A 22,562-nucleotide genomic window follows, 5' to 3' on the forward strand; every position below is an offset into this window, starting at 1 on the left:
GGGCTATCTCTTGCGTCGCCACTTTTGCAGCAGGCGAAAGTGGAGATTAAACAGGGAACCCATCAGATCGTAGCCGCAGCGGAAGGCTTCGCGGTTGATCCGGTTGACACGGCTGAGCGGTTGCTCTGGACGGCGTTGACCAATTTCTGAGGGCAGATCCGTGATGGTGATGGGCAAGGGTTCAACCCCTATGGCCGCCACCCCATGTCGCCACTCCTGATCCATGAAGTCATCCACTGGCAAGCTAATGCGGCGTGAGTGGCGGAGTAATTTGCGGGCCGCACTGGGATGCAGGGCATAGCACTGAGCCCCACTGGGTTTACCAAAATATTTATAGAGGGTGTATCGCTCGTCGATGGGTGTTAATGGTTGCTTTTTGACCTCAAAGGTCCTAGCCAGGCGGATATAGCCCAGGCTCTCAATCTGTGCCGACACACTTGCTCGCGCTTGTGGGAAGTGTGGGTTCAGGGCTATATCATCTTCCATTATGATCACCGCTTGCTGGTGATCTACACACCACTGCCACAGTTGGTAGTGGCTGGCATAGCAGGCCACCTCGCCAGCGGAGAGCGGGCGCCCTTTGCGCAACAGGCTGTGTTGCGCTCGATAGTGGCGTTGTAGTGGATGTTCGCACTGCTGGGCATCTATGGCATCGAAGAAGCTAAACGGCAGGTTCAAACGCGCAAATTGTTGCACCATCAGGGCTCGGCGCTCGGTCGAGCGGCGCAGGCTGATGACGAAGATGGGGAGCTCGACGGCGGGGGAAAAAGGGGGTGTCGCCATACGGGTAAGCATCTCGTTTCTGCAACAGGTGGATATGAGCGCAGCTACCTTGTTACGGGTGCTGCTACGGCTCTTATTATAAGCCGATAAGCCGCTTGGATAATACCTGAGTTGTGGCTGATGCACCGATTTGGCCAGCGGCTGGCCATAAGTGAGATTATTTCGGACTCTAATGCATTTGAGTTATCTGGGCCAAACCCACTTGGGGGTCCATAACCGACGCTCACATGAGTTGCTCAGGTGCTGACGGGGCGGTGAGCGCGAAGCGCGTGGAAATGGCCTGGCGGGTTTTCAGCAAGGCGCCCTGGTTGGCGGCCACCACATCAAAGGCCGCCATCCCCATCTGTTGCCGCCGAGATTCATCCCCTAATAGCTGGATAAGCTCTTGGGCCAGCTCGTCAGCGTTGGCCACCACATGGCAGCCGCGCTTCTCGCTTAACTGGCGGGTCACGTCGCTGAAATTAAAGTAGTGGGGGCCGATGAGCGTGGGTTTACCCAGGCTGGCGGGCTCCAGCAGGTTGTGACCACCGACCGGCACCAGACTGCCCCCCATGAAGGCCACATCCGCGGCCTGAAACAGCAGGGCCATCTCGCCCATGGAATCGGCCAGATAGATCTGGGTGGTGGCGGTAATAGGCGCTTGCTGGCTGCGCCGGGCCAGAGCCCAGCCTTGGCCGGCACAGAGTTTGGCGACATTATCGAAACGCTGGGGGTGACGTGGTACCAGAATGAGCAGGGTATCAGGAATCGCCTGTAATACCTGGGCCATGGCGGCCAGCACTTGCTCATCTTCCCCTTGATGGGTGCTGGCGGCGATCCAGATGGGGCGGGGGCCAATGCTCTCTCTCAGCCGCTGGCCCGCTTCGATCTGTTGCTGATCCAGTTGGATATCAAACTTCAACGAGCCAGTCACCTTCAGCCGCTCCGGGGCTAGCCCCAGGCGCTGAAAGCGGGCCTCATCTTGCCGGTTTTGGCAGAGCACCAGGCTCAGATGACGGCTCAGTTCACTGAATATGCCCTGTAACTTCTGATAGCGCTGACAGGAGCGCTCCGATAACCGGGCATTCATCACCACCACTGGTAATTTACGCGCCCCACAGGCAGCCAGCCAGTTGGGCCACAGCTCGGTCTCCATGATCACCAGCCCCAGGGGCTGGGTACGGTGCAGGAAGCGCCAAATTGCATCGGGATAGTCGAGGGGGGCATACCTGTGTTCGACCAGGTCACCCAGCTTGGCGATTTGATCGGCGCCAGTGCGGGTGGTGGTGGTCACCAGCAATGGTAATTCGGGATGGGCCGCTTTCAGGGCGCGGATCAAGGGCATGGCGGCCAGGGATTCCCCGACACTGACGGTGTGGATCCATAGGGGGCGCTTGGTTGATGACACTCTGGGTGTCCAGCCCAGCAGTTCGGCCCAGCGCCGACCATAGCCAGGTTTGCCACGGCGTGGCCAGTAGAGTAGTGCCAACACGAAAGGCAGTGCCAGATAGGTCAACAAGATATAGAGCAGACGATAGAGCATGGCATGCCTGAGGTCGGGGGCAATAGGGGGTCAGTATCGGTGATGGGCGGGCCAGACTCAAGCTGGTGTGTGCGTTACCAGCTTGGTCGTAGTTTGGCTTCAATCCGCTTTGGCCTGTAACCGGCAGATGGCTTGCCACACCTGTTCACTGGGCAGTTGCTTCAGGCAGTTGAGATGACCCAGTGGGCAGACGCGCTTGAAGCAGGGGCGGCAGGGAATATCGGTATGGACCACCTCTACCTGCTGGCTCAAGGGGGGAGTGTAAACCGTGGAGGTAGAGCCATACACCGCCACCAAGGGGCGAGCCAGGGCGGCGGCGATATGCATCAGGCCGGAGTCGTTACTCACCACCTGCTGGCTGGCGGCCAGCAGATCGATGGCCTCGGTCAGGGAGGTTTCACCCGCCAGACAGTGGCAATGGTTGGCGAACTCGGCAGCTAATTGCTGGCGTATGGTCTCGGCCACGGCGCTATCCTTGGCCGAACCGAAGATCCAGACCTGACCCCCTTGGGCCAGCCAGAGTTGGGCTATATCTGCATACTTCTCCTCTGGCCAGCGTTTGGCTGGGCCAAACTCGGCGCCAGGACAGAGTGCCAGAACCGGGCGGGTCAGCGTCAGGTTCAAGCGTTCCAGCGTTGCTTGCTGGGCTTGCGGGTCGACACGCAACTGGGGATGGGCAATGTCAGGCAGCGTCTGAGCATCCGTCATCGTGCTCTTGTCATGGGCCAGAGCCACGTAGCGTTGAACCATCATGGGGAAGGTTTGCTTGTTACTGCGCAGATCATTGAGCAGGCCATAGCGACTCTCCCCCTTCCAACCGGTACGACGGGGGATGTGGGCAAACCAGGGGATCAGCGCAGACTTGAGCGAGTTGGGTAGCACTATGGCCCAATCATACCCCTCGCGGGCCAGCTCGCGGCCCAGGCGCCAGCGCGCCAGCAGCCGCAACTCCCCATGGCCAATCGGCATGGGGATGGCCCTGTCCACCTGTGGCATCCGCGCCAGCAGGGGTTGGCACCAGGCTGGAGCCATCACATGCAGCTCGGCATCGGGATGCTGTTGCTTGAGGGTGATGTAGAGGCTTTGGGACATCACCATGTCGCCGACCCAGGCTGGGCCTATGATCACTATTTTCATCTGCTTCATCACATGTGGGGGCAAGCCGGGCAGTATAGCTTTATGGCTACATATTGCCATCCGGCGTGGTTCAATCTGTGGCGGGCTCCCCGGTGATCTGGGCCGCCGGTGCCGGTTCTTGTTCTGCTTCGGCACTTAAGAGCAGCAACACCATGAGCAAGGGGTAGAAGATGATGCCGGAATTATGGTTAAGAAACGCCTGGCTCAGGCAGTAGTCCATGGTGGCCAGCACATGAATAATAGTGGCCGCCGCCAGGGTGTAACCCCGATCGCTGATCCGTCCGTTGTGTAGGCGCTTGGCGAGATACAGGGGCACCAAGAACAGGGCCAGCAGACAACTGAGGCCCAGCAGCCCAAACTTGGCCATCTGATCCAGGTACTGGTTGTGGGCGTGGCTGTTGAAGTCGAAGGCGGCCTGACTCAGCTCACCCGCCTTGTACTGCTGCTCCTGGGAGTGACGCACACTCTTGGGACCCCAGCCCAGCAGGGGTTTGTCGACAAAGCTGTGCCAGGCACTGCGCCAAAATTGCAAACGGTAACCAAGCGAGGTGTTCTGATCGCCGCCACTCATATAGAAGCTCATATCCTGCCTGGCCTCAGCCAGCCGTTGGCTAACCCCTAACTGTGGTAGTGCCCCCAGCAGGCCCAGCGCTATGACTGCGCCGAGCAGGGTGAGCTTGAGTCGGCGACTGAACCAGGGACGAAACAGGCGATACCAGGCAAGCAGGATCAGTGGCAGCAGTATCCAGCCGCCACGGCTGCCCGAGAGCAGGCTGCCAAGCAGTCCCATGCTGGCGGCAACGAGGTAAAAGAGGGTTTCACCCTGCTTGCGCTCCCGGTAGGCCCAGGCCATGGCACAGAGGCTGAGCAACCCCAGGCTCAGGCTGATATCACCACTCTGGATCGGCATCACATCGTCAAAGGCGCGGGGGAGATGGCGAATAAATTTATCATGCAGCGCAATTCCTCCTGCCCCGATGGCGCCTATGCCGATGCCGCGCATCAGGCTATGGAAGTCGGGGCGATAGCGGCAGAGCAGGGGGAGCATCAGCGCTACTCCTAGCAGGCGGCTGGGGCGATCCAGGCTTTTGAGGGTACCACCATCGAGCCAGGTTGCCAGGGCCTGGGTGGCAAAGGCCAGCAGCAGGACCCAGCACAGGGGGCGGGCTATGGGCGAGAGATCTGCTTGCCGGTAACGGCACCAATAGGCGACACCTAGCAGGAAGAGTCCAACGAAGCTGATTGAGTAGCCGCCCTTAATGGTGAGGCTCAGAGCTCCTAAGCCAAAGACCAGGAGTTGCATCAGCCGCATCAGGCGGGGTGAGAGTGCTGCCGTATTGAGTGTGCTCATTATGCTGTTTGTCTTATCAGTTGGTTGGGCCCCCCGGCCGTAGATGGCATCCGAGGGGCTCAAGTTGCAGTTCGGCCGAGAGGGGAACTTAGCGGTTTAGCCAGGCCAGGTATTCCGCCACGCCTTCGGCGACCGAACGGAACTGCACATCACAACCGGCGGCGCGAAGTTTGGTCAGGTCGGCCTGGGTGTAGCTCTGATAGCGCCCTTTCAGATGGTCAGGGAAGGGAATGAACTCCACATGCCCTTTACCGTGGTGCTTGACCACAGCCTCGGCCACGTTGAGGAAAGGCTCGGCTCGACCTGTGCCACAGTTGTAGATGCCAGACTTGCCGCCCTGCTTCCAGAACCAGAGGTTGACCTTGCAGACATCTTCGACATAGATGAAGTCGCGCAATTGACCGCCATCCCCGAAGCCATCACACCCCTCAAACAGTTTAGGATTCTGCCCCTCTTTCATCTGGTTGTTCAGATGGAAGGCAACGCTGGCCATGCTGCCCTTGTGCTGCTCGCGCGGACCATAGACGTTGAAATACTTGAGGCCAATGATCTGGCTGTTGGTGCTGGGTAGCAGGCGACGAACATACTCGTCAAACAGGAACTTGGAGTAGCCATAGACGTTGAGCGGTTGCTCGAAGCAGCGTTGCTCAATGAAGTTGTCGTTGCGTCCACCATAGGTGGCGGCCGAAGAGGCATAAATGAAGGGGATGCCGCGCTCGATGGCAAAATGGAGCAGGTCCTTGGAGTAGTCATAGTTGACCTCCATGACAAACTTGCCGTTCCACTCTGTGGTGGCTGAGCAGGCGCCCTCATGGAAGATCACCTCTATCTCATCCCACTCCTCGAAAGGATCGCCTGAGACGACGCGTGCGATGAACTCATCCTTGTCCAGATAGTCAGCAATATCCAGATCGACCAGGTTGGCAAATTTGGTGCCGTCGGTGAGATCGTCCACGACCACGATATTTTTATGTCCAGCCTGATTCAGCAGTTTAACCAGATTACTGCCGATAAAACCGGCTCCGCCTGTCACTATGATCATATAGGGTGTGCCTCGTTGGCTTGGCGCAAGTTGCAGCGCCTGTGGATTACAAACTTTGTCTAGAGTCTACCATGCAGTACAAGGTGGGCGAAGTGAAGGGCGGCGGGAAATAGATCTCAGTGTTGGGCGGGCACTGTGCTTTGGCCCCAGCTCGGGATTGCCGTAGTTGAGGGGATGCAGTAGCCTAGGTAGGCTCGAATGAGCTCTGTTGAGAGAATTCACAATTCAAAACATAAAGCAGCAATATAGATTGGCAGCCCATGCCGGAGTGCCTAAGGTGTAACAGGCGCTAGAGTGAGCACTCAATCGTGTAGGAACAGCATGAAGACCAGAGATAAAATTATTCACGCAGCCATTGAGCTGTTTAATGAACAGGGTGAGCAGAATGTGACGACCAACCACATCGCTGCCCATCTGGGTATGAGTCCTGGCAATCTCTATTACCATTTCCGCAATAAAGAAGACATCATTCAGGCCATCATCAGCCTCTATGCCCAGGATCTGCATCACCATTTCGGGCCGGAACAGGTTGGCCCGGTTACGCTCCAGGTGAGCATGGGCCATCTGGATCACATCATCTATGTGATGTGGCGCTATCGTTTTCTTTACAACAACTTACCGGATATTTTGGCTCGAGATCCTGCTCTGCGCGAGCTCTATCGTAAATTGCAGGCGCCCATTTATGGTTTCATGCAGCGGCATATGGAGTCCTTGCGTGAGCAACAGATACTCTTGGTGAATGCCGAGGAGCTGCAGAATCTGGTGCATATCATGAAACAGATCCTGCTCTTCTGGATTGCCTACATGCATACACTGCAAGGCAATGAAGCTGTCACCAAGTCCAAGATCTATGAGGTGATCCCCAGGGTTCTGTTCCTGTTCCGCCCCTATATAGCCCCGGCGCATCAAGCGGAGCTGGCCGAGTTGGAGCGCTACTTTCAGGCGCGTATCAATAACGGGGAGTAAGCGCGCTCCTGGGTGAACTAATATCATGCAGAAGGGCGCCGTTGGCGCCCCTCTCCTTTCTCTGGCCTAGGCCGCTCTGTGACGCTGGGAGCTCGGGCCGTCAATCACGCCTTTCCCACCAACAAGGTGTGAGTCAGGGCCAATATCACGCCGATAACTTGCCAAGAGTGGGGGCCTATGTTTTCGCATGCGCTGCTTACCTCGCCAATAGGGGCATAAAACCCGCCAACGGTGCCATTTGAGCGGATTATTCACCACAGAACCGAGTGCAAGAAGTGACTTACCAAGCTAGGATAAAACGCTGGCTTTGTCTCCTGCTGTTTTAGAATAATCTGGCGGCTTTTCGATATTGCTGGTTTTAAACTCTGTCGTTGTGCGGTTTGTTGGGTTAAATAAATAGCTAACAACCTGAAACTCAAGATAAAATTTTACACTTTCTCTCTTGTGTGTCCCGCTGCCCAGTGGTAGAAAACTCGGAATGAGTCGCTGTATCCCAGCAGACTCTGCCAATAAACATAAAGTCTAGCAGCGATAAAAATAGAGGGAAGACTCATGAGTAACTGGATCAAGGGTGCCATTGCCACCGCCGTGGCCGTCAGTTTATCGGGTATGGCCAGCCAGGCCATGGCCGAAGAGACCATCAAGATCGCTATTACCGGACCTCAGACTGGCCCGGTTGCTCAATATGGCGACATGGAGTTTGCCGGTGGCAAGCTGGCCGTGGAGGAGATCAATAAGGCGGGTGGCCTCAACGGTAAGAAAATCGAAGCCGTGCTCTATGATGATGCCTGCGATCCGAAACAAGCCGTGGCGGTTGCCAACAAGGTCGTCAATGATGGTATCAAGTTTGTTGTGGGTCACCTCTGCTCGGACAGCACCCTGGCGGCATCGGATGTCTATGAAGACGAAGGCATTCTGATGATCACCCCGGCTTCTACCAGCCCCAAGGTGAGTACCCGTGGCTATGAGCTGATACTGCGGACCATAGGTCTGGATAGCGATCAGGGGCCGACAGCCGCACGTTACATCATCGACAGCGTCAAGCCCAAGCGCGTGGCCATCATCCATGATAAGAAGCAGTATGGTGAAGGCATTGCCACCAGCGTGCGCGATGAGCTGAAGAAAGCGGGGATCAATGTGGTCTCCTTCGAAGGGATCACCGCTGGCGACAAAGACTTCTCAGCCCAGATCGCCAAACTGAAGAAAAACGAGGTGGACTTCATCTACTACGGTGGCTATCACCCGGAGCTGGGTTTGATCCTGCGCCAGGCCGCCGAGAAGGGGCTGAAGGCCAAGTTTATGGGGCCGGAAGGGGTCGGTAACAAGGATATCTCTTCCATCGCCGGTGCCGCCTCCGAAGGGCTGCTGGTGACCCTGCCCAAGCGCTACGATCAGGAGGCAGCCAATGCCAAGCTGGTCGAGGCGTTGAAGGCCAATAAGCAAGATCCGTCAGGCCCCTTCATCTGGACCACCTATGCTGCCGTGCAGAGCATAGTGGCCGGTATCAAGCAGGCGGGCGACGATCCTGCCGAAGTGGCCAAGGCCCTGAAGGGCGGCAAGATACCGACCGTCATGGGGGATCTGCAGTGGGATGCCAAGGGCGACCTCAAGGGGTTCGAGTTTGGCGTGTTTGCCTGGCACAAGGATGGTTCTTCTTCCACCCTGAAGTAAGCCTGTCTTGCAACCCGGGGGGCGGCGTCTGCCGCCCCTAACTTTATCACCAGAGCCGAAGTAGCCCGTGACTTCGGCTTTCGGGTGCACAGGAATCGCTCCTATGTCTGAACAATTTTTCTACTTTATCCAGCAGCTGCTCAATGGCCTGACCATAGGCAGTACCTATGCGCTGATCGCCATTGGTTACACCATGGTCTACGGCATTATCGGCATGATCAACTTTGCCCATGGCGAGATCTACATGCTGGGCTCCTATGTGGCCTTTATGGTGATGGCGGCCCTGATGATGATAGGGATCGACAGCAGTGTGTTGTTGATGGGCAGTGCTTTCATTGTCTCCATCCTGATCACCAGTTGTTATGGTTGGAGCATAGAGCGGGTGGCCTATCGGCCGCTGCGCGGCAGCAACCGCCTCATCCCCCTTATCTCGGCCATCGGCATGTCCATCTTCTTGCAAAACGTGGTGCGTTTTGCGCAGGGGTCGCGGGATATCGCCATGCCTGCTCTGGTCACCGGTGGTTTCGAGTTTGGCAGCGGCAACTCGACGGCCAGCCTCTCCTGGATGCAGATCATCATCTTCGTGGTGACCTTCATCACTATGTATGGCCTGACCCAGTTTATCAATCGCTCCCGCATGGGCCGCGCCTGCCGCGCCTGCGCCGAAGATATCAAGATGGCGAATCTGCTCGGCATCAACACCAATAGTGTCATCTCCCTGACCTTCGTCATCGGTGCCGCCTTGGCTTCGATTGCCGGTGTCTTGCTGGGGCTCTACTACGGCGTCATCAACCCCTCCATCGGCTTTATGGCCGGGCTCAAGGCGTTTACTGCTGCCGTATTGGGCGGCATAGGCTCCATTCCGGGCGCCATGTTGGGCGGGCTCATACTCGGGGTGACCGAGGCATTGACCGCCGGTTACCTGAGTTCGGAATACAAGGATGTGGTGGCCTTTGGTTTGTTGCTGGCCATCTTGTTGTTTATGCCCACCGGCATCCTGGGTCGTCCTGAGGTGGAGAAGGTATGAAGCATTTTAAACAGGCCTCGCTGGCTGCTCTGATGACGCTGCTGTTGTCGCTCTGGCTGTTTGGTTTCCAACTGCAGGCCGAAGGGGTCGGACTGACCGTGGTCAACCGCCTGGATGGCAATGGCCCAGCCCTGTTGCTGGGGGTCGCCCTGGTCTTCTTCTTCCAGCTGTTTCGCGAACCGCTCTCTCGCGGCTTGGCCGGGGTCAGGGGGCAGATGCCCAAGCTGGCGTTACCCACGCAGCGCGCCCAACCCACCCTCTACCGCATTGGCTCCTGGCTGTTGTTAGCCGCCTTGCTGGCGCTGCCCTTCGTGGCCAGCCGCAGTGTGGTGGATCTGGCGACCCTGACCCTCATCTACGTGATCCTGGGGCTGGGGCTCAACGTGCAGGTGGGCTTGGCGGGGCTGCTGGATCTGGGCTTTGTCGGTTTCTATGCCATAGGTGCCTATGGCTATGCCCTGCTCAACCAGTACCTGGGGCTCAGCTTCTGGCAGGCGCTGCCATTGGCAGGCTTGTTGGCGGCGGGTTTTGGCTTTTTGCTGGGCTTCCCCGTGCTGCGTCTGCGTGGCGACTACCTGGCGATCGTCACCCTGGGGTTTGGCGAGGTGATCCGCATCCTGCTCAACAACCTGACAACCTGGACCGGGGGCCCTAACGGCATCTCCGGCATCCCCAAACCGACCCTGTTCGGTCTGGAGTTTGCGCGCAAGGCCGAGGAGGGGAGTCAGACCTTCCACCAGTATTTTGGCATCAAGTATGTGGCCGATCACAAGGTGATCTTCCTCTATCTGATGGCGGTGCTGCTGACCCTGTTCACCCTGTTTGTCATCAATCGCCTGTTGCGTATGCCCCTGGGTCGCGCTTGGGAGGCATTGCGGGAAGATGAGATCGCCTGTCGTTCGCTGGGGCTCAATCCCACTGTCATCAAGTTGAGCGCCTTTGCCATTGGCGCGGCGTTTGCCGGTTTTGCCGGTAGCTTCTTCGCGGCGCGCCAGGGCTTTATCAGCCCAGAGTCCTTCACCTTCATTGAGTCGGCCATCATCTTGGCGATCGTGGTGCTGGGGGGCATGGGCTCTCAGGCCGGTATCATATTAGCCGCCATTATCATGACAGTGCTGCCCGAGGTGGCGCGTGAGTTCAACGAATACCGCATGATGATGTTTGGTCTGCTGATGGTGGTGATGATGTTGTGGCGGCCCCAAGGCTTGCTGCCTATGACTCGTCAGCATATGGAGATCGCCAAATGAGCAAGATGTTAGAAGTCTCGGGTCTCACCATGCGCTTTGGCGGTCTGGTGGCGGTCAACAAGGTGGCGCTGCAGGTGGAGGAGAAGCAGATCGTCTCCATCATAGGGCCCAATGGTGCGGGGAAGACCACGGTATTCAACTGCCTGACCGGTTTCTACCGTCCCAGCGAGGGGGTGATCCGCTATGCCGGTGAGGAGATACAGGGGCTGCCTGGCCACCTGATAGCACGCAAGGGGGTAGTGCGTACCTTCCAGCATGTGCGTCTGTTCAAGGAGATGACGGTGCTGGAGAACCTGCTGGTGGCGCAACATCGCCACATGCATGGCGGGTTCCTGCAGGGCATCATCAAGACTCCGGCTTTCCGTCGCGCCGAAAAGGCCGCGCTGGAGCGGGCCCTCTTCTGGCTGGATAAGGTGGGGCTCACCGAACTGGCCAACCGTCCGGCCACGGGGCTGGCCTATGGTCAGCAGCGTCGGCTGGAGATAGCCCGCTGCATGTGTACCCAGCCCAAGTTGTTGATGCTGGATGAACCGGCGGCAGGGCTCAACCCCAAGGAGACCCAGGATCTGGATGATCTCATTCGCCTGTTGCGGGATGAGTTCGGTGTCTCCGTGCTGCTTATTGAACATGACATGAAGCTGGTGATGGAGATCTCCGATCACATCTATGTGGTCAACCAGGGGACGCCTCTGGCAGAGGGCAAGCCCCAGGCCATCAAAAGCAATCCGGCCGTGATCAAAGCCTATCTGGGCGAGTTTTGAGGTATCCGATGCTGGAATTCAAGAAGGTTTCAACTTACTACGGCAAGATCCAGGCTCTCCATGATGTCAGCCTGCACATCAATCAGGGGGAGATAGTCACCCTGATCGGCGCCAATGGTGCCGGCAAGACCACACTGCTGATGACTCTGTGTGGGGATCCCAAACCCCAGCAGGGGCAGGTGATCTTCGAGGGGCAGGATATCACCGAGTGGCATACCGCCAAGATCATGCGTGGCGATATCGCCATAGTGCCGGAAGGGCGCCGCATCTTCAGCCGACTGACAGTGGAGGAGAACCTGCACATGGGGGCCTTCTTCATCGACAAGGCGGAGCAGGCGGGTCTGCTGGCCGAGGTCTATGAGCTCTTTCCGCGTCTGCAGGAGCGGATGCACCAGCGTGCCGGCACCATGTCGGGTGGTGAGCAGCAGATGCTGGCCATAGGCCGGGCCTTGATGAGCAAGCCGCGGCTCTTGCTGCTGGATGAGCCCTCGCTGGGGCTGGCCCCCATCATAATCCAGCAGATCTTCGATATTATCGAACAGCTGCGGGAGCGGGGCATGACCATATTCCTGGTGGAGCAGAATGCCAATCAGGCGCTGAAACTGGCCGATCGCGGCTATGTGCTGGAGACGGGGCGCGTGGTGCTGGAGGGGAGTGGTGCCGAGCTGCTGGCCGATCCTGCGGTGCGCCAGGCCTATCTGGGCGGCTAATCCACAAGCGGCCCAGTGCAGGTAGGGAAAAGGATCATCCACGTATCGTCGGATGATCCTTTTTTTTAACAATCGGGTAAACTGGAGCCTCAATTTGGCAGGAGGTGACCATGTCCCAGTTTCAACCTATTTCGGCGGCCCAGGCCGTACAACTGTTGCAAGCCGGTGAGGCCAGACTGGTCGATATCCGCGATGCGGCCACCTTCCGTAGCGCCCATGTAGAGGGGGCGTATCACCTGACCAATGACACGCTGCATGGCTTCATGCAGGAGACCGACTTTGCCACCCCCGTGCTGGTGATCTGCTATCACGGCCACAGCAGCCAAGGGGCGGCCCAGTACCTGGTTAACCAGGGATTTGAGCAGGTCTATAGTGTGGAGGGCGGCTTCGAGGGGTGGCGTCGGGAGTGGCCCTTTATCAGCAGCGAGATGGCGAGCCAATCATGAAACAACTACTGCAGCTTAGTGATCCTCGTCTGGCGCAGAGTCTGGTGGACTACCTCTCCAGCCGAGGGCTGCACTGCGAGTTAACTCAGTCGGAGCTGGGGATCACTGTCTGGCTGGCCGATGAGGCGCGCAGTGCCGAGGCCGAGGCCGAGGTGAAGCGGTTTATTCAGGAGCCCTATCATCCCCGCTATGCCGAAGCCTCCTGGCAGAGTGGACGCCCCAACAGTCGCATCGATTACAGTGCCGGTCATCATGGCTTTCTGGCCCACTTCTTCATGCAGGCGGGGCCGCTCACCCTGCTGGTGATGCTGTTTTGTGGTTGCCTGTTCGGGCTGCAATCTATCGGTCTCAATATCTATTCGGTCATGAGCTTTCATGCGGATCTGGCCCAGCTGACCGGCTGGCAGATCTGGCGCTTCATCACCCCGGCCTTCATCCATTTCTCTGTGCTGCACCTGCTGTTCAATCTGATGTGGTGGTGGTATCTGGGGGGATTGATCGAGCGCAAGCTGGGGATAGGCAAACTGCTGGTGTTGCTGTTGGCCGGGGCCGCTGTGCCCAACATGCTGGAGTTTTTACTCTCGGGGCCGGACTTTGGTGGTCTCTCCGGCGTCATCTATGCGCTGGTTGGCTACGTCTGGCTAGTGGGGCGCCGGGCGCCGGAACGTAGCATCCAGCTGCAGGATGGGTTGTTTGGTTTCATGCTGGTGTGGTTGGTGCTGGGCTTTGTCGGTCTGCTGGGGGGGCATATCGCCAACATGGCTCACCTGGGGGGCTTGGCCATCGGTCTGCTGCAAGGGTGGCTTGACTGTCGCAAGCCACACCAAGCCTAGCCGTTTACTGATAGAGGTAGTTGGTGAAGATCAGGTCGCGGATCACCTTGCGCCCCTCTTCCTTGGTTAGCAGGGCTTCCACCTGTTGCTTACAGGCTTGGCGCATGGCCTCGCGTCCTTCCAGGCTGCGGACCTGCTCTCGGGTCTGGGAGCTGAGTATGGTCATGATGGCATCGCGCAGCAGCGGGGAGTGCTTCTTCAGTAGCTCAATGTCGGCGGCGTTATCAACCATCAGATCGATCTTGATTCGGACATAACCGAGCATAGGGCCTTGGGTCAGGTAGTTGCTGATAAACTCCGGATCCAGGGTGTAATAACCTATGCCGGCTGGTTTGGCCGCCTCGCCTTCGCCGCCGCCTTCGCCGCCTCCAGAGGCGAAAGCTGTGGTGCAGAAGAGGCTGGAGCCAAGCAGTAGGGTAAGTATGAGTCGAGTCAGCATATGAGTATCTTGCGGAAAGAGGTGTGTGCACTCATTCTTGGGTGCTCAGTCTGGATCGTCAAGAGTTCATGCTCTTACTATTGAGCTTGCGCTGTCAGTGCAACCGATTTTGTGGCAAGAGACCCATAAGCCAGCGAAAAATCAGGAGTAAAGGATAGTGTTGTTATCTCCGCTCGATGAGAGCGAACTGGCGGCGGTCAGCCACTTGCCCTGGCAACCTTGGGATGACAAGGCGTTGCCGTGTTTGCCGCCGCGGGCTATGGCTTGGTTGGCGGAGTCCGGTTCGTTGACGCAAAGGTTGCGTGAGTTGGGTCTGACCGTATCGGTGCAGCTGCTGCGTGAGGGGATGACGCCAGATCAGGCATGGCAGCGCCAGGTGTTGCTACTGGCCGGAGAGACGCCCTGGCTTTGGGGTTTTACCCAGCTCTCCGCCGCCACGCTAGCGGCTTGCCCTGCGGTGGCGGCCCAAGGCAAGCGACCCATAGGGGATTGGTTATTTGGTCTGGGGGGCGCCCAGCGCCTGAGCCTGGAGTGGTGTGTGGTACCCACGGACACCGCCAGCCTGTTGCGTCAACTGGCGCCTGGGGTCGCCAGATTATGGGGGCGGCGCACCCGGTTACAACTGCAGGCCTCTTGTCCGGATGGCTCGCCTGCCGAGTTGTGGCTCACTGAACTGTTTTTACCCGGCTCGGAGTTGCCTCCCTGCCCCCTGCAGGAGGGATCTGCCGCTTGTTAGCCAACTCTTCATCCTGGACAGCCTATTGGCAACTGGCTCGTCTGGATCGGCCCATTGGCTCCTTGTTGCTGCTCTGGCCCACCGGCTGGTCTTTGTGGTTGGCCTCATCGGGTATGCCAACCTCCTGGTTGATCCTGGTCTTTACGCTGGGGGTATTTTTGATGCGCTCGGCCGGGTGTGTCATCAATGACTATGCCGATCGTCATGTGGATGGTTTCGTGCACCGTACCGCCCAGCGCCCCCTGCCAGCCGGTCGGCTCTCGACCAGGCAGGCCTTGCGCTTCTTCGCCCTGCTGGTGCTGCTGGCCTTCTTGCTGGTGCTGACCCTCAACCGTTTCACCATCTTGTTATCTCTGGTGGGGTTGGGCCTGGCGATACTCTATCCCTTCATGAAGCGGGTGACCCATCTGCCACAACTGGTGCTGGGGTTGGCCTTCTCCTGGTCTATTCCCATGGCCTGGGCGGCGGCCACCGATACCCTGACAGCCAGTTGCTGGTGGCTGTTTCTGGCCAATGGCCTCTGGACCGTGGCCTATGACACCTTCTATGCCATGGTGGATCGGGAGGATGATATGAAGATCGGGGTGAAGTCGACCGCCATCCTGTTCGGCCGCCATGATCGGTTGAGCATCGGCTTGCTGCAACTGGCGACGCTGGGCGCCTTGCTGCAGGTCGGTGAGCTGCAAAATTTGAGCTGGCCCTATTACCTGGCGTTGCTGGGGGCGGCCGGGCTGTTTGGTTATCAGCAGTGGCTGGTGCGGGGGCGGGAGCGCGAGGCCTGTTTCCAGGCTTTCTTGCACAATAACTGGGTGGGTTTACTGATCTTCTTGGGGATTGTCGCGGCCCTGGCGTTCCCCTAGGGTGACCAGGCTCAGGCGGTTCCCCGCCCGAGCCTGGCTTACGCAAGGGGTGTTGGCTTAGAGGATATAGCGGCTCAGATCCTCATCTTCGATGAGCTTGCCCAGATGCTTGTTAACGTGCTCGGCATCTATGATGTGGCTTTGACCAGCATGGTCGGCCGCCTCGAACGAGATCTCTTCGGTCAGCTTCTCCATCACGGTATGCAGACGGCGCGCGCCAATGTTTTCGGTGCGCTCGTTCACCTGCCAGGCCGCCTCGGCGATGCGGCGGATCCCCTCCTTGGTAAACTCCAGCGACACCTTCTCGGTGGCCAAGAGCGCCTTGTACTGCTCGGTCAGCGAGGCCTTGGGTTCGGTGAGGATGCGCTCGAAGTCATCTGTGCTGAGGGCGCCCAGCTCGACGCGGATGGGCAGTCGCCCCTGCAGCTCGGGGATGAGATCCGAGGGCTTGGCGATCTGGAAGGCGCCGGAGGCGATGAAGAGAATGTGGTCGGTGCGCACCATGCCGTGCTTGGTATTGACGGTGCAGCCTTCCACCAGCGGTAGCAGATCCCGCTGCACCCCTTCGCGGGAGACATCGGGGCCGCTGGACTCGCCGCGTTTGCAGATCTTGTCGATCTCGTCGATGAAGACGATGCCGTTATTTTCCACCGCGGCGATGACCTGCTCCTTGAGCTCCTCCGGGTTGACCAGACGCGCGGCCTCCTCCTCAACGAGTTGCTTGAAGGCCTCTTTGACTTTGAGCTTGCGTGACTTGGTTTTGCCCTGGCCCATGTTCTGGAACAGGCTCTGCAGCTGATTGGTCATCTCCTCCATGCCGGGAGGCGCCATGATCTCGACTCCCACCTGGGGGGCCGCCAGCTCCAGCTCTATCTCCTTCTCATCCAGTTCCCCTTCACGCAGCTTCTTGCGGAAGATCTGGCGGGTATGGCTGTTATCCGGTTTGTCGGCCTGTCCCCACCCTTCGCGTGGCGGTGGCAGCAGGGCATCGAGGATCCGCTCCTCGGCGGCCTCTTCGGCGCGGCTGCTGTTCTTCGCTATCTGCTGTTCGCGCACCATCTTCATGGCCATGTCGGTGAGATCGCGGATGATGGAGTCCACCTCCTTGCCCACATACCCCACCTCGGTGAACTTGGTGGCCTCCACCTTGATGAAGGGGGCATTGGCCAGCTTGGCCAGGCGGCGGGCTATCTCGGTCTTGCCGACACCGGTAGGGCCTATCATCAGGATATTTTTTGGTGAGACCTCCTGGCGCAGGCTGGGCTCCAGCTGCATACGGCGCCAGCGATTGCGCAGGGCTATGGCCACGGCACGCTTGGCATCGGCCTGACCTATGATGTGGCGATCCAGCTCGTGGACGATTTCTCTTGGGGTCATCTCAGACATGAGGCACTCCTCGTGGCGGGTCGGTGCGCCGACCCGTGGCAAATTAGGCGGTCGGGTAGTCCAGCACTTCAATCGTCTGGAAGCTGTTGGTGAAGACGCAGATATCTCCGGCTATGGTCAGGGCCTTCTTCACTATCTCATCGGCACTCAGCTCTGTGTTCTCCAGCAGGGCGCGCGCCGCGGCCTGGGCATAGCTGCCGCCTGAACCCATGGCGATGAGATCCTGCTCCGGCTGCACCACATCGCCATTGCCGGTGATGATGAAGGATTTGTTGGCATCCGCGACGGCGAGCATGGCTTCAAGCTTGCGCAACGCCCGATCACTGCGCCACTCCTTGGCCAAGGCCACGGCGGCGCGCTCCAGATTGCCCTGGTGGGCCTGCAACTTGGCTTCGAAGCGCTCCAGCAGGGTAAATGCGTCGGCGGTGCCGCCTGCAAACCCGGCCAGCACCTTGCCACCAAACAGGCGGTGAACCTTGCGGGCATTGCCCTTCATCACGGTATTGCCGAGGGAGACCTGGCCATCACCGCCAATGACCACCTGACCATTGCGACGTACGGATACGATAGTTGTCACGGAGAACCTCGCTTGCTGACATGTGCCCAGGGCACGCTCGATTGCATCTAAGCAAGATGGGGGTGGTGATCTAGGATTTCAAGGGCGGCGTATTCAGGGGAAGAGGCGGGGCTAGCGGGCGTGATGCCGCGAGCCCCGTGAGATTACTTCATCCAGATGGTGCAGTTATCGACTATGTGCTTGGCCTGCATGGCGGCCTTCTTTTGCTCGGCCTCGGCTTTACTGGCGAAGGGGCCGAGTTGCACCTTATACCAGGTGCCGCTCCCGCTCTGGGCCTTTTGCACCTGGGCGCCATGGCCTTGGAACGAGAGCCGCAGCTTCATGGACTCGGCCTGCTCGGCACCGCGGAAGGCACCGCACTGCATCACATAACTGCGTCCAGGCTCGCTGGTTTGGGGTTTGACCTCGGGCTTGGCTCGGGCGGCGGGTTTGTCCAGATCGCTGAAGGGGACTATCTGGCCTGCCAGCAGGGCGGCCGCCCGTTCGGGTTCGCTCATGGTCGGGGCCGATGCCGTTACCGTTCTGTTGCTCCCCGCCGTTGTGCCCTGAGCGGTGGCGCCTGGGGTGGTCGAGCCCTGAATGGTGGGCGCGCCACTTTGCTGCTGCGCCTTGAGGCGGGCCTGCTCCAGCAACTGTTGCTGGGCCAACAAGCGTTTCTGCAGCTCAGGATCGATGCTGAGATCGGTGGGGGTGGCGCCGCTGGGCAAGTCCACGTTCACCTCCTTGTTCTCCAGCAACGTCATGTAGTCGAACTTCTCCTTGGCCGGCCGCTGCTCCTCGATGGGCACAGGTTTGGCCTTGGGAGGCTCTTTCCCTTCCGTCACGGGTGTTTCCGCCGTCCCCTTGATGAGGTAGAGGAAGAGGGCGAAACCCAGAACCAGGGCTACGGCCAATAGGGCACGCAGCACGGGGAAGGGGGCTCGCGCCGGTTGCCGCACACTGCTGCGGGCGGCTGGTTTACGCTTGCGCTGTGGTTTGGCGCTGCGGACGTAGTCCCGGTTCATGGCTTACATCCGCTCCAGAACCTGGATGCCCAGCAGCGCTAGACCCTGCTTGATCACGCGGGACGTGGCGGCGCACAGGCTCAGACGACTGGCCTTGATGACCGGCTCAACCCCCTCCTTGTTGATGGGGCAGGCCTCGTAGAAGCTCATGAAGAGACCAGAGAGCTCGTACAGATAGGTACAGAGCAGGTGCGGCATGCCCTTGGCGGCGACATTCTGGATGGCATCGTTGAACTGCACCAGCTTCTGGGCCAGGGCCTCTTCGGCGGCGTCATTGAGCTGTACCGGGCCCGGGGTGGCATCGTCGCCCGCGCGGCGGAAGATGGACTGGATGCGGGTATAGGCATACTGCAGATAGGGTGCGGTATTGCCCTCGAAAGCCAGCATGTTGTCCCAGTCGAAGATGTAGTCTGTGGTGCGGTTTTTGGAGAGATCCGCGTACTTGACGGCGCCCATGGCCACGGCATGCACCACGCCCGCCTGCTCTTCGGCACTCAGGTCGCTATCACGGCTGGCCATCAGATCCCGGGCGCGCTGTTCGGCTTCATCCAGCAGTTCGGAGAGTTTGACCGTGCCACCAGTGCGGGTCTTGAAGGGCTTACCATCCTTGCCCAGCATCATGCCGAAGGCTTCGTGCTCCAGGGAGACGCGCTCCGGCACATAACCGGCCTTGCGCGCTATGGTCCAGGCCTGCATCAGGTGCTGGTGCTGACGGGAGTCGATGAAATAAAGAACTCGATCGGCACCCAGTGTTTCGACTCGATACTTGGCGCAGGCGATGTCGGTGGTGGTATAGAGGAAACCGCCATCCTTCTTCTGGACTATGACGGCCATGGCATCGCCATCCTTGCCCTTGAACTCCTCCAGGAAGACGACCTGAGCCCCTTCGCTCTCGACCGCCATCCCCTTGGCTTGCAGGTCGGCGACTATGCCGGGCAACATGTTGTTATACAGGCTTTCGCCCATCACATCTTGCTCACTCAGACTGACGTTCAGACGGTCATAGATGCACTGGTTCTGGGCCATGGTCAGGTCGACCAGTTTTTTCCACATGCTCAGGCAGTAGGCATCGCCGCCCTGTAGTTTGACCACATAGCCACGAGCCCGTTCGGCGAAGGCTTCGTCTGCGTCATAGTGCTGCTTGGCGGCGCGGTAGAAGGCTTCTAGCTCGGAGAGATCCATGTCGCTGGCCTGTTCGTTCTCCATCTTCTCCAGATAGGCGATGAGCATACCGAACTGGGTGCCCCAGTCGCCCACATGGTTGGCGCGGATCACCTTGTGCCCGAGGAACTCCAGGGTGCGGGTGACCGCATCGCCAATCACGGTGGAGCGAATATGGTGAACCGCCATCTCCTTGGCCACGTTGGGCGCCGAGTAATCGACCACTATGGTTTGGGGCGGATTGGCCTGCTTGACGCCGAGCAGGGTCTCGTTCAGCAAGCCATCGATCTGGTGGGCCAGCCACTGGCTGTCGAGATAAAAGTTGATGAAGCCGGGGCCGGCTATCTCTACCTTGGCGACGCGATCGGAGGCGGGCAGATTGGCGATGAGCAACTGGGCCAGCTCGCGGGGGTTCTTGCCGGCCAGCTTGGCGAGCAGCATGGCCAGGTTGGTGGCCAGATCGCCATGAGCCTTATCCTTGGTGTTGTCGACCTGAATGCGCGGCGTGACGTCGGCGGGCAAGTCGCCCTGAGCGATCAGCTTGGCCACGGTTTGTTCAAGCAACTGGCGAATATGCTCTTTCATCTCTGTCCACCCAAATTTGGAAACAACGCTGTCGGTAGCAGCGTTAGAACGATAAATAGTATAAGGGGGCAAATTTTACCCGTAATGGTGCGGGCTGACTACCTTTGTAATATGGGTGTGGCTTGGGATGGCCAGTTTTTTGCTTTCTTAGGCTTATGGCGGTTCATGAATGGCCGCTGAGGGCTGGATAGGGGGTCGTCTGTCCGAGCCTAGGGATCCAAATCCACATGGATGGCGTATTCATGACTGAGAATAGTCCGGCAGGAGAGCATGATGAGAATTCCACTGTTTCCACTGAATGTTCACCTGTTGCCGGGGGGGGTGATACCCCTGCGGCTGTTCGAGCCGCGCTACTTGCGGATGCTCGGCCTCAGCCAGGCCCATGGTTTTGGCCTCTGCCTGTTGGGTACCCGGCGTGAGGATGGCCAAATGCCGCTGTTGACCCTGGGGACGCGAGTCGACGTGATGGATTTCAATCAATTAGACGACGGCACCCTGGGTATCACGGTGCGCGGCGTGGAACGTTATCGCTTGCATAGTGTCGAGATGGAGCCCGATGGCCTGCTGTTTGGTGAGGTGACGCTCCTGCCCAATTGGCAGATCACCGAGTTGGCCCCGGATCAGGAGATACTGGTGCGGAAATTGGGTGAGATCTTTGCCGAACACCCTGACTTTGCGGCGTATTACCCGCAACCGGAATGGGCCAATGCCTGCTGGGTGGCCCAGCGCTGGTTGGAGGTATTGCCCCTCTCCGGTGAACAGAAGTTGCCATTGCTGGAGAGTGATGACTGCAGTGATGCCCTGCGCTTCTTGATGGATGTGGTCCACGAGCCCCTGCGCCCTCACTGAGGCTTCCCGTTTTGCTTCGCAATTTTCGTTGAATTTGCAAATTGCCGCCCGTACCGCTGATCCAGGCCCTGGGCGGTGACGTATTGGTTGCCCATGGGTGCTAATTAGCTGTGATAGCCAACGCACAGGGCGGAGGGCCGGATGGCAAGTGCAACATTGGGATATACTGGATCTCTTCCTGCCTGCCAGAGCCGAGTCTTGATGGACGACCACACTCATGAGTCCAGTGATGAGCTGCAGCCAATGTCTCACTGGTTGCAGCTCGTTGCCCGCGAACGCAGCCGTCAGGCCTACACACTACTGTTTCGCTACTTTGCCCCCCGCATCCGTGCCTTTGGTTTGCGCCAGCTGCGCAACGAGGCTCAGGCCATGGAGTTGGTCCAGGAGACCCTGCTGACGGTCTGGCAAAAGGCCCATCTCTATCATCCCGAAAAAGGGGCCGCCACCACTTGGGTGTTCACCGTCATGCGCAATCAATGCTTTGATATGCTGCGGCGGCAGATCTCTAGCAAGGAGCAGTTGGTGGCCGAGGACCTCTGGCCTGCGCTGGAGTTTGCGCATGTGGCGGAGGAGGGCTCACCTGCCGGGGAAAACCAGGTGCTCTCCCAACAACTGGCCCGTTATGTCCATCTGCTGCCCGCCAGTCAGCAGGAGGTGGTGCGTGGCGTCTATCTGCAACAGCTGACGCTGCAAGAGTTGGCAGAGCGATTCGATGTTCCGCTTGGAACCATTAAATCCCGTCTGCGCCTGGCGCTGGAAAAATTACGAGAGCAGGTAGGGCATAACCATGATTAATCACCACCCCGAATGGCATTGGTTGCAAGCCTTTGCCGCCGACACTCTGCCTCTGAGTCTGGCGCTGGCCGTCGCCGCCCATGTGGAGCGTTGCCCAGGCTGTGCCACCAAGCTCGCTGAATATGAGGCCGAGCTGGCGCATCGCCTGCTTGGTGATGAGCTCGCACCCAGCGCCGCCAATGCTCAGCCGCTGGCCCCGGAATTGGAAGCCATGCTGCTACAGATCATGACCCATGGGTCGGCGGCGCCTGACTCGATCTCACCTGAGCCCGCCCCCACTCTGCTCTGGGCGGGGCGGGAGATACGGTTGCCTCGTGCCTTGCGGCATCTGGCGCTACCGGCTTGGCAGCAGTTGGGCAAGATTGGTCGTGCCCGGTTGGAGGTGAGCGCTGAGGATGGCGCTCGGGCCAGTTTGCTGGCCATTGAGGCGGGATGTGCCATTCCCGAGCACACCCACAAGGGCTATGAGCTGACTCTGCTGCTGGATGGCAGCATGGAGGATGAGCAGGGGTGCTACGGGGTGGGAGATTTCCTGCTATTGGATGGCCGCCACCAACACGCGCCGGTCACCCGTGAGGGGTGCCTCTGCTACCTGGTATTGGATGCGCCGTTGCAGTTCACTAAGGGGTGGCCGCGCCTGCTCAATGGCCTTGGTTCCTTACTCTACTAAGTGA

At 58.9% G+C, this 22,562-nt stretch carries 23 protein-coding genes; 13 read left to right on the plus strand and 10 right to left on the minus strand.

Features of this window, described 5'->3' with window-relative positions:
* Nucleotides 1–3: 3 nt before the first annotated feature.
* The 5 genes from ACZYTD_RS14775 to rfaD all read right to left on the minus strand — a co-directional run bounded on the left by ACZYTD_RS14775 (nucleotide 4) and on the right by rfaD (nucleotide 5,835).
* A complete protein-coding gene (locus ACZYTD_RS14775) occupies nucleotides 4–783 on the minus strand; it encodes a glycosyltransferase family 25 protein (RefSeq protein ID WP_463893152.1) in 780 nt (259 codons plus the stop codon).
* A 223-nt stretch (nucleotides 784–1,006) separates the two neighbouring features.
* On the minus strand, nucleotides 1,007–2,305 hold the full coding sequence (gene waaA, locus ACZYTD_RS14780) for a lipid IV(A) 3-deoxy-D-manno-octulosonic acid transferase (RefSeq protein WP_463893154.1): 1,299 nt from the start codon (nucleotides 2,303–2,305) through the stop codon (nucleotides 1,007–1,009).
* Nucleotides 2,306–2,404: 99 nt separating this feature from the next.
* On the minus strand, nucleotides 2,405–3,442 hold the full coding sequence (waaF, locus tag ACZYTD_RS14785) for a lipopolysaccharide heptosyltransferase II (protein WP_463893155.1): 1,038 nt from the start codon (nucleotides 3,440–3,442) through the stop codon (nucleotides 2,405–2,407).
* Between the two features lie 70 nt (nucleotides 3,443–3,512).
* The gene (locus tag ACZYTD_RS14790) at nucleotides 3,513–4,793 is read right to left on the minus strand and encodes an O-antigen ligase family protein (RefSeq protein WP_463893156.1); all 1,281 of its coding nucleotides are present in this window, start codon (nucleotides 4,791–4,793) and stop codon (nucleotides 3,513–3,515) included.
* Nucleotides 4,794–4,881: 88 nt separating this feature from the next.
* A complete protein-coding gene (gene rfaD / locus ACZYTD_RS14795; protein WP_463893157.1) occupies nucleotides 4,882–5,835 on the minus strand; it encodes an ADP-glyceromanno-heptose 6-epimerase in 954 nt (317 codons plus the stop codon).
* Between the two features lie 321 nt (nucleotides 5,836–6,156).
* On the opposite strand from rfaD, the gene ACZYTD_RS14800 reads away from it, so the two are divergent.
* The 8 genes from ACZYTD_RS14800 (at nucleotide 6,157) to glpG (ending at nucleotide 13,496) form a co-directional block, all read left to right on the plus strand.
* Nucleotides 6,157–6,801 carry a TetR/AcrR family transcriptional regulator gene (locus ACZYTD_RS14800; RefSeq protein WP_463893158.1) on the plus strand — a complete coding sequence of 215 codons (645 nt, stop codon included), beginning with the start codon at nucleotides 6,157–6,159 and terminating at the stop codon, nucleotides 6,799–6,801.
* 552 nt (nucleotides 6,802–7,353) lie between these two features.
* Nucleotides 7,354–8,472: a branched-chain amino acid ABC transporter substrate-binding protein gene (locus ACZYTD_RS14805; protein ID WP_463893159.1), complete on the plus strand. Its 1,119-nt coding sequence runs from the start codon at nucleotides 7,354–7,356 to the stop codon at nucleotides 8,470–8,472.
* A 103-nt stretch (nucleotides 8,473–8,575) separates the two neighbouring features.
* Nucleotides 8,576–9,499, plus strand: a complete 924-nt coding sequence (gene livH, locus ACZYTD_RS14810; protein ID WP_463893160.1) for a high-affinity branched-chain amino acid ABC transporter permease LivH — start codon at nucleotides 8,576–8,578, stop codon at nucleotides 9,497–9,499.
* Nucleotides 9,496–10,746, plus strand: a complete 1,251-nt coding sequence (livM, locus tag ACZYTD_RS14815) for a high-affinity branched-chain amino acid ABC transporter permease LivM (RefSeq protein ID WP_463893161.1) — start codon at nucleotides 9,496–9,498, stop codon at nucleotides 10,744–10,746. The genes livH and livM overlap by 4 nt, the downstream gene beginning before the upstream one ends.
* Nucleotides 10,743–11,507 carry a high-affinity branched-chain amino acid ABC transporter ATP-binding protein LivG gene (livG, locus tag ACZYTD_RS14820; protein WP_463893163.1) on the plus strand — a complete coding sequence of 255 codons (765 nt, stop codon included), beginning with the start codon at nucleotides 10,743–10,745 and terminating at the stop codon, nucleotides 11,505–11,507. The genes livM and livG overlap by 4 nt, the downstream gene beginning before the upstream one ends.
* Nucleotides 11,508–11,515: 8 nt before the next feature.
* The gene (locus ACZYTD_RS14825; protein ID WP_463893164.1) at nucleotides 11,516–12,217 is read left to right on the plus strand and encodes an ABC transporter ATP-binding protein; all 702 of its coding nucleotides are present in this window, start codon (nucleotides 11,516–11,518) and stop codon (nucleotides 12,215–12,217) included.
* A gap of 110 nt (nucleotides 12,218–12,327) precedes the next feature.
* Complete coding sequence (gene glpE, locus ACZYTD_RS14830; protein ID WP_463893166.1) at nucleotides 12,328–12,663, plus strand: thiosulfate sulfurtransferase GlpE; 336 nt, start codon at nucleotides 12,328–12,330, stop codon at nucleotides 12,661–12,663.
* Entirely contained in the window at nucleotides 12,660–13,496 is an 837-nt protein-coding gene (gene glpG, locus ACZYTD_RS14835) for a rhomboid family intramembrane serine protease GlpG (RefSeq protein ID WP_463893167.1), read from the plus strand. Before glpE ends, glpG begins: the two co-directional genes overlap by 4 nt.
* Nucleotides 13,497–13,500: 4 nt before the next feature.
* Here the strand turns inward: glpG and ACZYTD_RS14840 are convergent, their stop codons facing one another.
* The gene (locus tag ACZYTD_RS14840) at nucleotides 13,501–13,935 is read right to left on the minus strand and encodes a flagellar basal body-associated FliL family protein (RefSeq protein WP_463893169.1); all 435 of its coding nucleotides are present in this window, start codon (nucleotides 13,933–13,935) and stop codon (nucleotides 13,501–13,503) included.
* 157 nt (nucleotides 13,936–14,092) lie between these two features.
* On the opposite strand from ACZYTD_RS14840, the gene ACZYTD_RS14845 reads away from it, so the two are divergent.
* The gene (locus ACZYTD_RS14845; RefSeq protein WP_463893171.1) at nucleotides 14,093–14,671 is read left to right on the plus strand and encodes a chorismate--pyruvate lyase family protein; all 579 of its coding nucleotides are present in this window, start codon (nucleotides 14,093–14,095) and stop codon (nucleotides 14,669–14,671) included.
* Nucleotides 14,665–15,531 (plus strand): 4-hydroxybenzoate octaprenyltransferase, encoded by an 867-nt coding sequence (ubiA, locus tag ACZYTD_RS14850; RefSeq protein WP_463893173.1) that lies wholly within the window; start codon nucleotides 14,665–14,667, stop codon nucleotides 15,529–15,531. Before ACZYTD_RS14845 ends, ubiA begins: the two co-directional genes overlap by 7 nt.
* Nucleotides 15,532–15,588: 57 nt before the next feature.
* Here the strand turns inward: ubiA and hslU are convergent, their stop codons facing one another.
* The 4 genes from hslU to argS all read right to left on the minus strand — a co-directional run bounded on the left by hslU (nucleotide 15,589) and on the right by argS (nucleotide 20,244).
* Nucleotides 15,589–16,917 carry an HslU--HslV peptidase ATPase subunit gene (gene hslU, locus ACZYTD_RS14855; RefSeq protein WP_463893174.1) on the minus strand — a complete coding sequence of 443 codons (1,329 nt, stop codon included), beginning with the start codon at nucleotides 16,915–16,917 and terminating at the stop codon, nucleotides 15,589–15,591.
* Nucleotides 16,918–16,960: 43 nt separating this feature from the next.
* A complete protein-coding gene (hslV, locus tag ACZYTD_RS14860) occupies nucleotides 16,961–17,494 on the minus strand; it encodes an ATP-dependent protease subunit HslV (protein ID WP_463893175.1) in 534 nt (177 codons plus the stop codon).
* A gap of 143 nt (nucleotides 17,495–17,637) precedes the next feature.
* Nucleotides 17,638–18,498, minus strand: a complete 861-nt coding sequence (locus tag ACZYTD_RS14865; RefSeq protein ID WP_463893177.1) for an SPOR domain-containing protein — start codon at nucleotides 18,496–18,498, stop codon at nucleotides 17,638–17,640.
* A gap of 3 nt (nucleotides 18,499–18,501) precedes the next feature.
* Nucleotides 18,502–20,244, minus strand: a complete 1,743-nt coding sequence (gene argS, locus ACZYTD_RS14870; protein WP_463893179.1) for an arginine--tRNA ligase — start codon at nucleotides 20,242–20,244, stop codon at nucleotides 18,502–18,504.
* A 270-nt stretch (nucleotides 20,245–20,514) separates the two neighbouring features.
* Here argS and ACZYTD_RS14875 point away from each other — a divergent pair, with 270 nt between their 5' ends.
* The 3 genes from ACZYTD_RS14875 (at nucleotide 20,515) to ACZYTD_RS14885 (ending at nucleotide 22,558) form a co-directional block, all read left to right on the plus strand.
* The gene (locus tag ACZYTD_RS14875) at nucleotides 20,515–21,093 is read left to right on the plus strand and encodes an LON peptidase substrate-binding domain-containing protein (RefSeq protein WP_463893181.1); all 579 of its coding nucleotides are present in this window, start codon (nucleotides 20,515–20,517) and stop codon (nucleotides 21,091–21,093) included.
* A gap of 141 nt (nucleotides 21,094–21,234) precedes the next feature.
* Complete coding sequence (locus ACZYTD_RS14880; RefSeq protein ID WP_463893183.1) at nucleotides 21,235–21,888, plus strand: sigma-70 family RNA polymerase sigma factor; 654 nt, start codon at nucleotides 21,235–21,237, stop codon at nucleotides 21,886–21,888.
* Nucleotides 21,881–22,558, plus strand: coding sequence for a ChrR family anti-sigma-E factor (locus ACZYTD_RS14885; RefSeq protein ID WP_463893184.1), 678 nt, complete (start codon nucleotides 21,881–21,883; stop codon nucleotides 22,556–22,558). Before ACZYTD_RS14880 ends, ACZYTD_RS14885 begins: the two co-directional genes overlap by 8 nt.
* The last annotated feature ends 4 nt before the right edge of the window (nucleotides 22,559–22,562 follow it).

This window comes from Pseudaeromonas sp. HNCC25DJ180 (assembly GCF_055413345.1).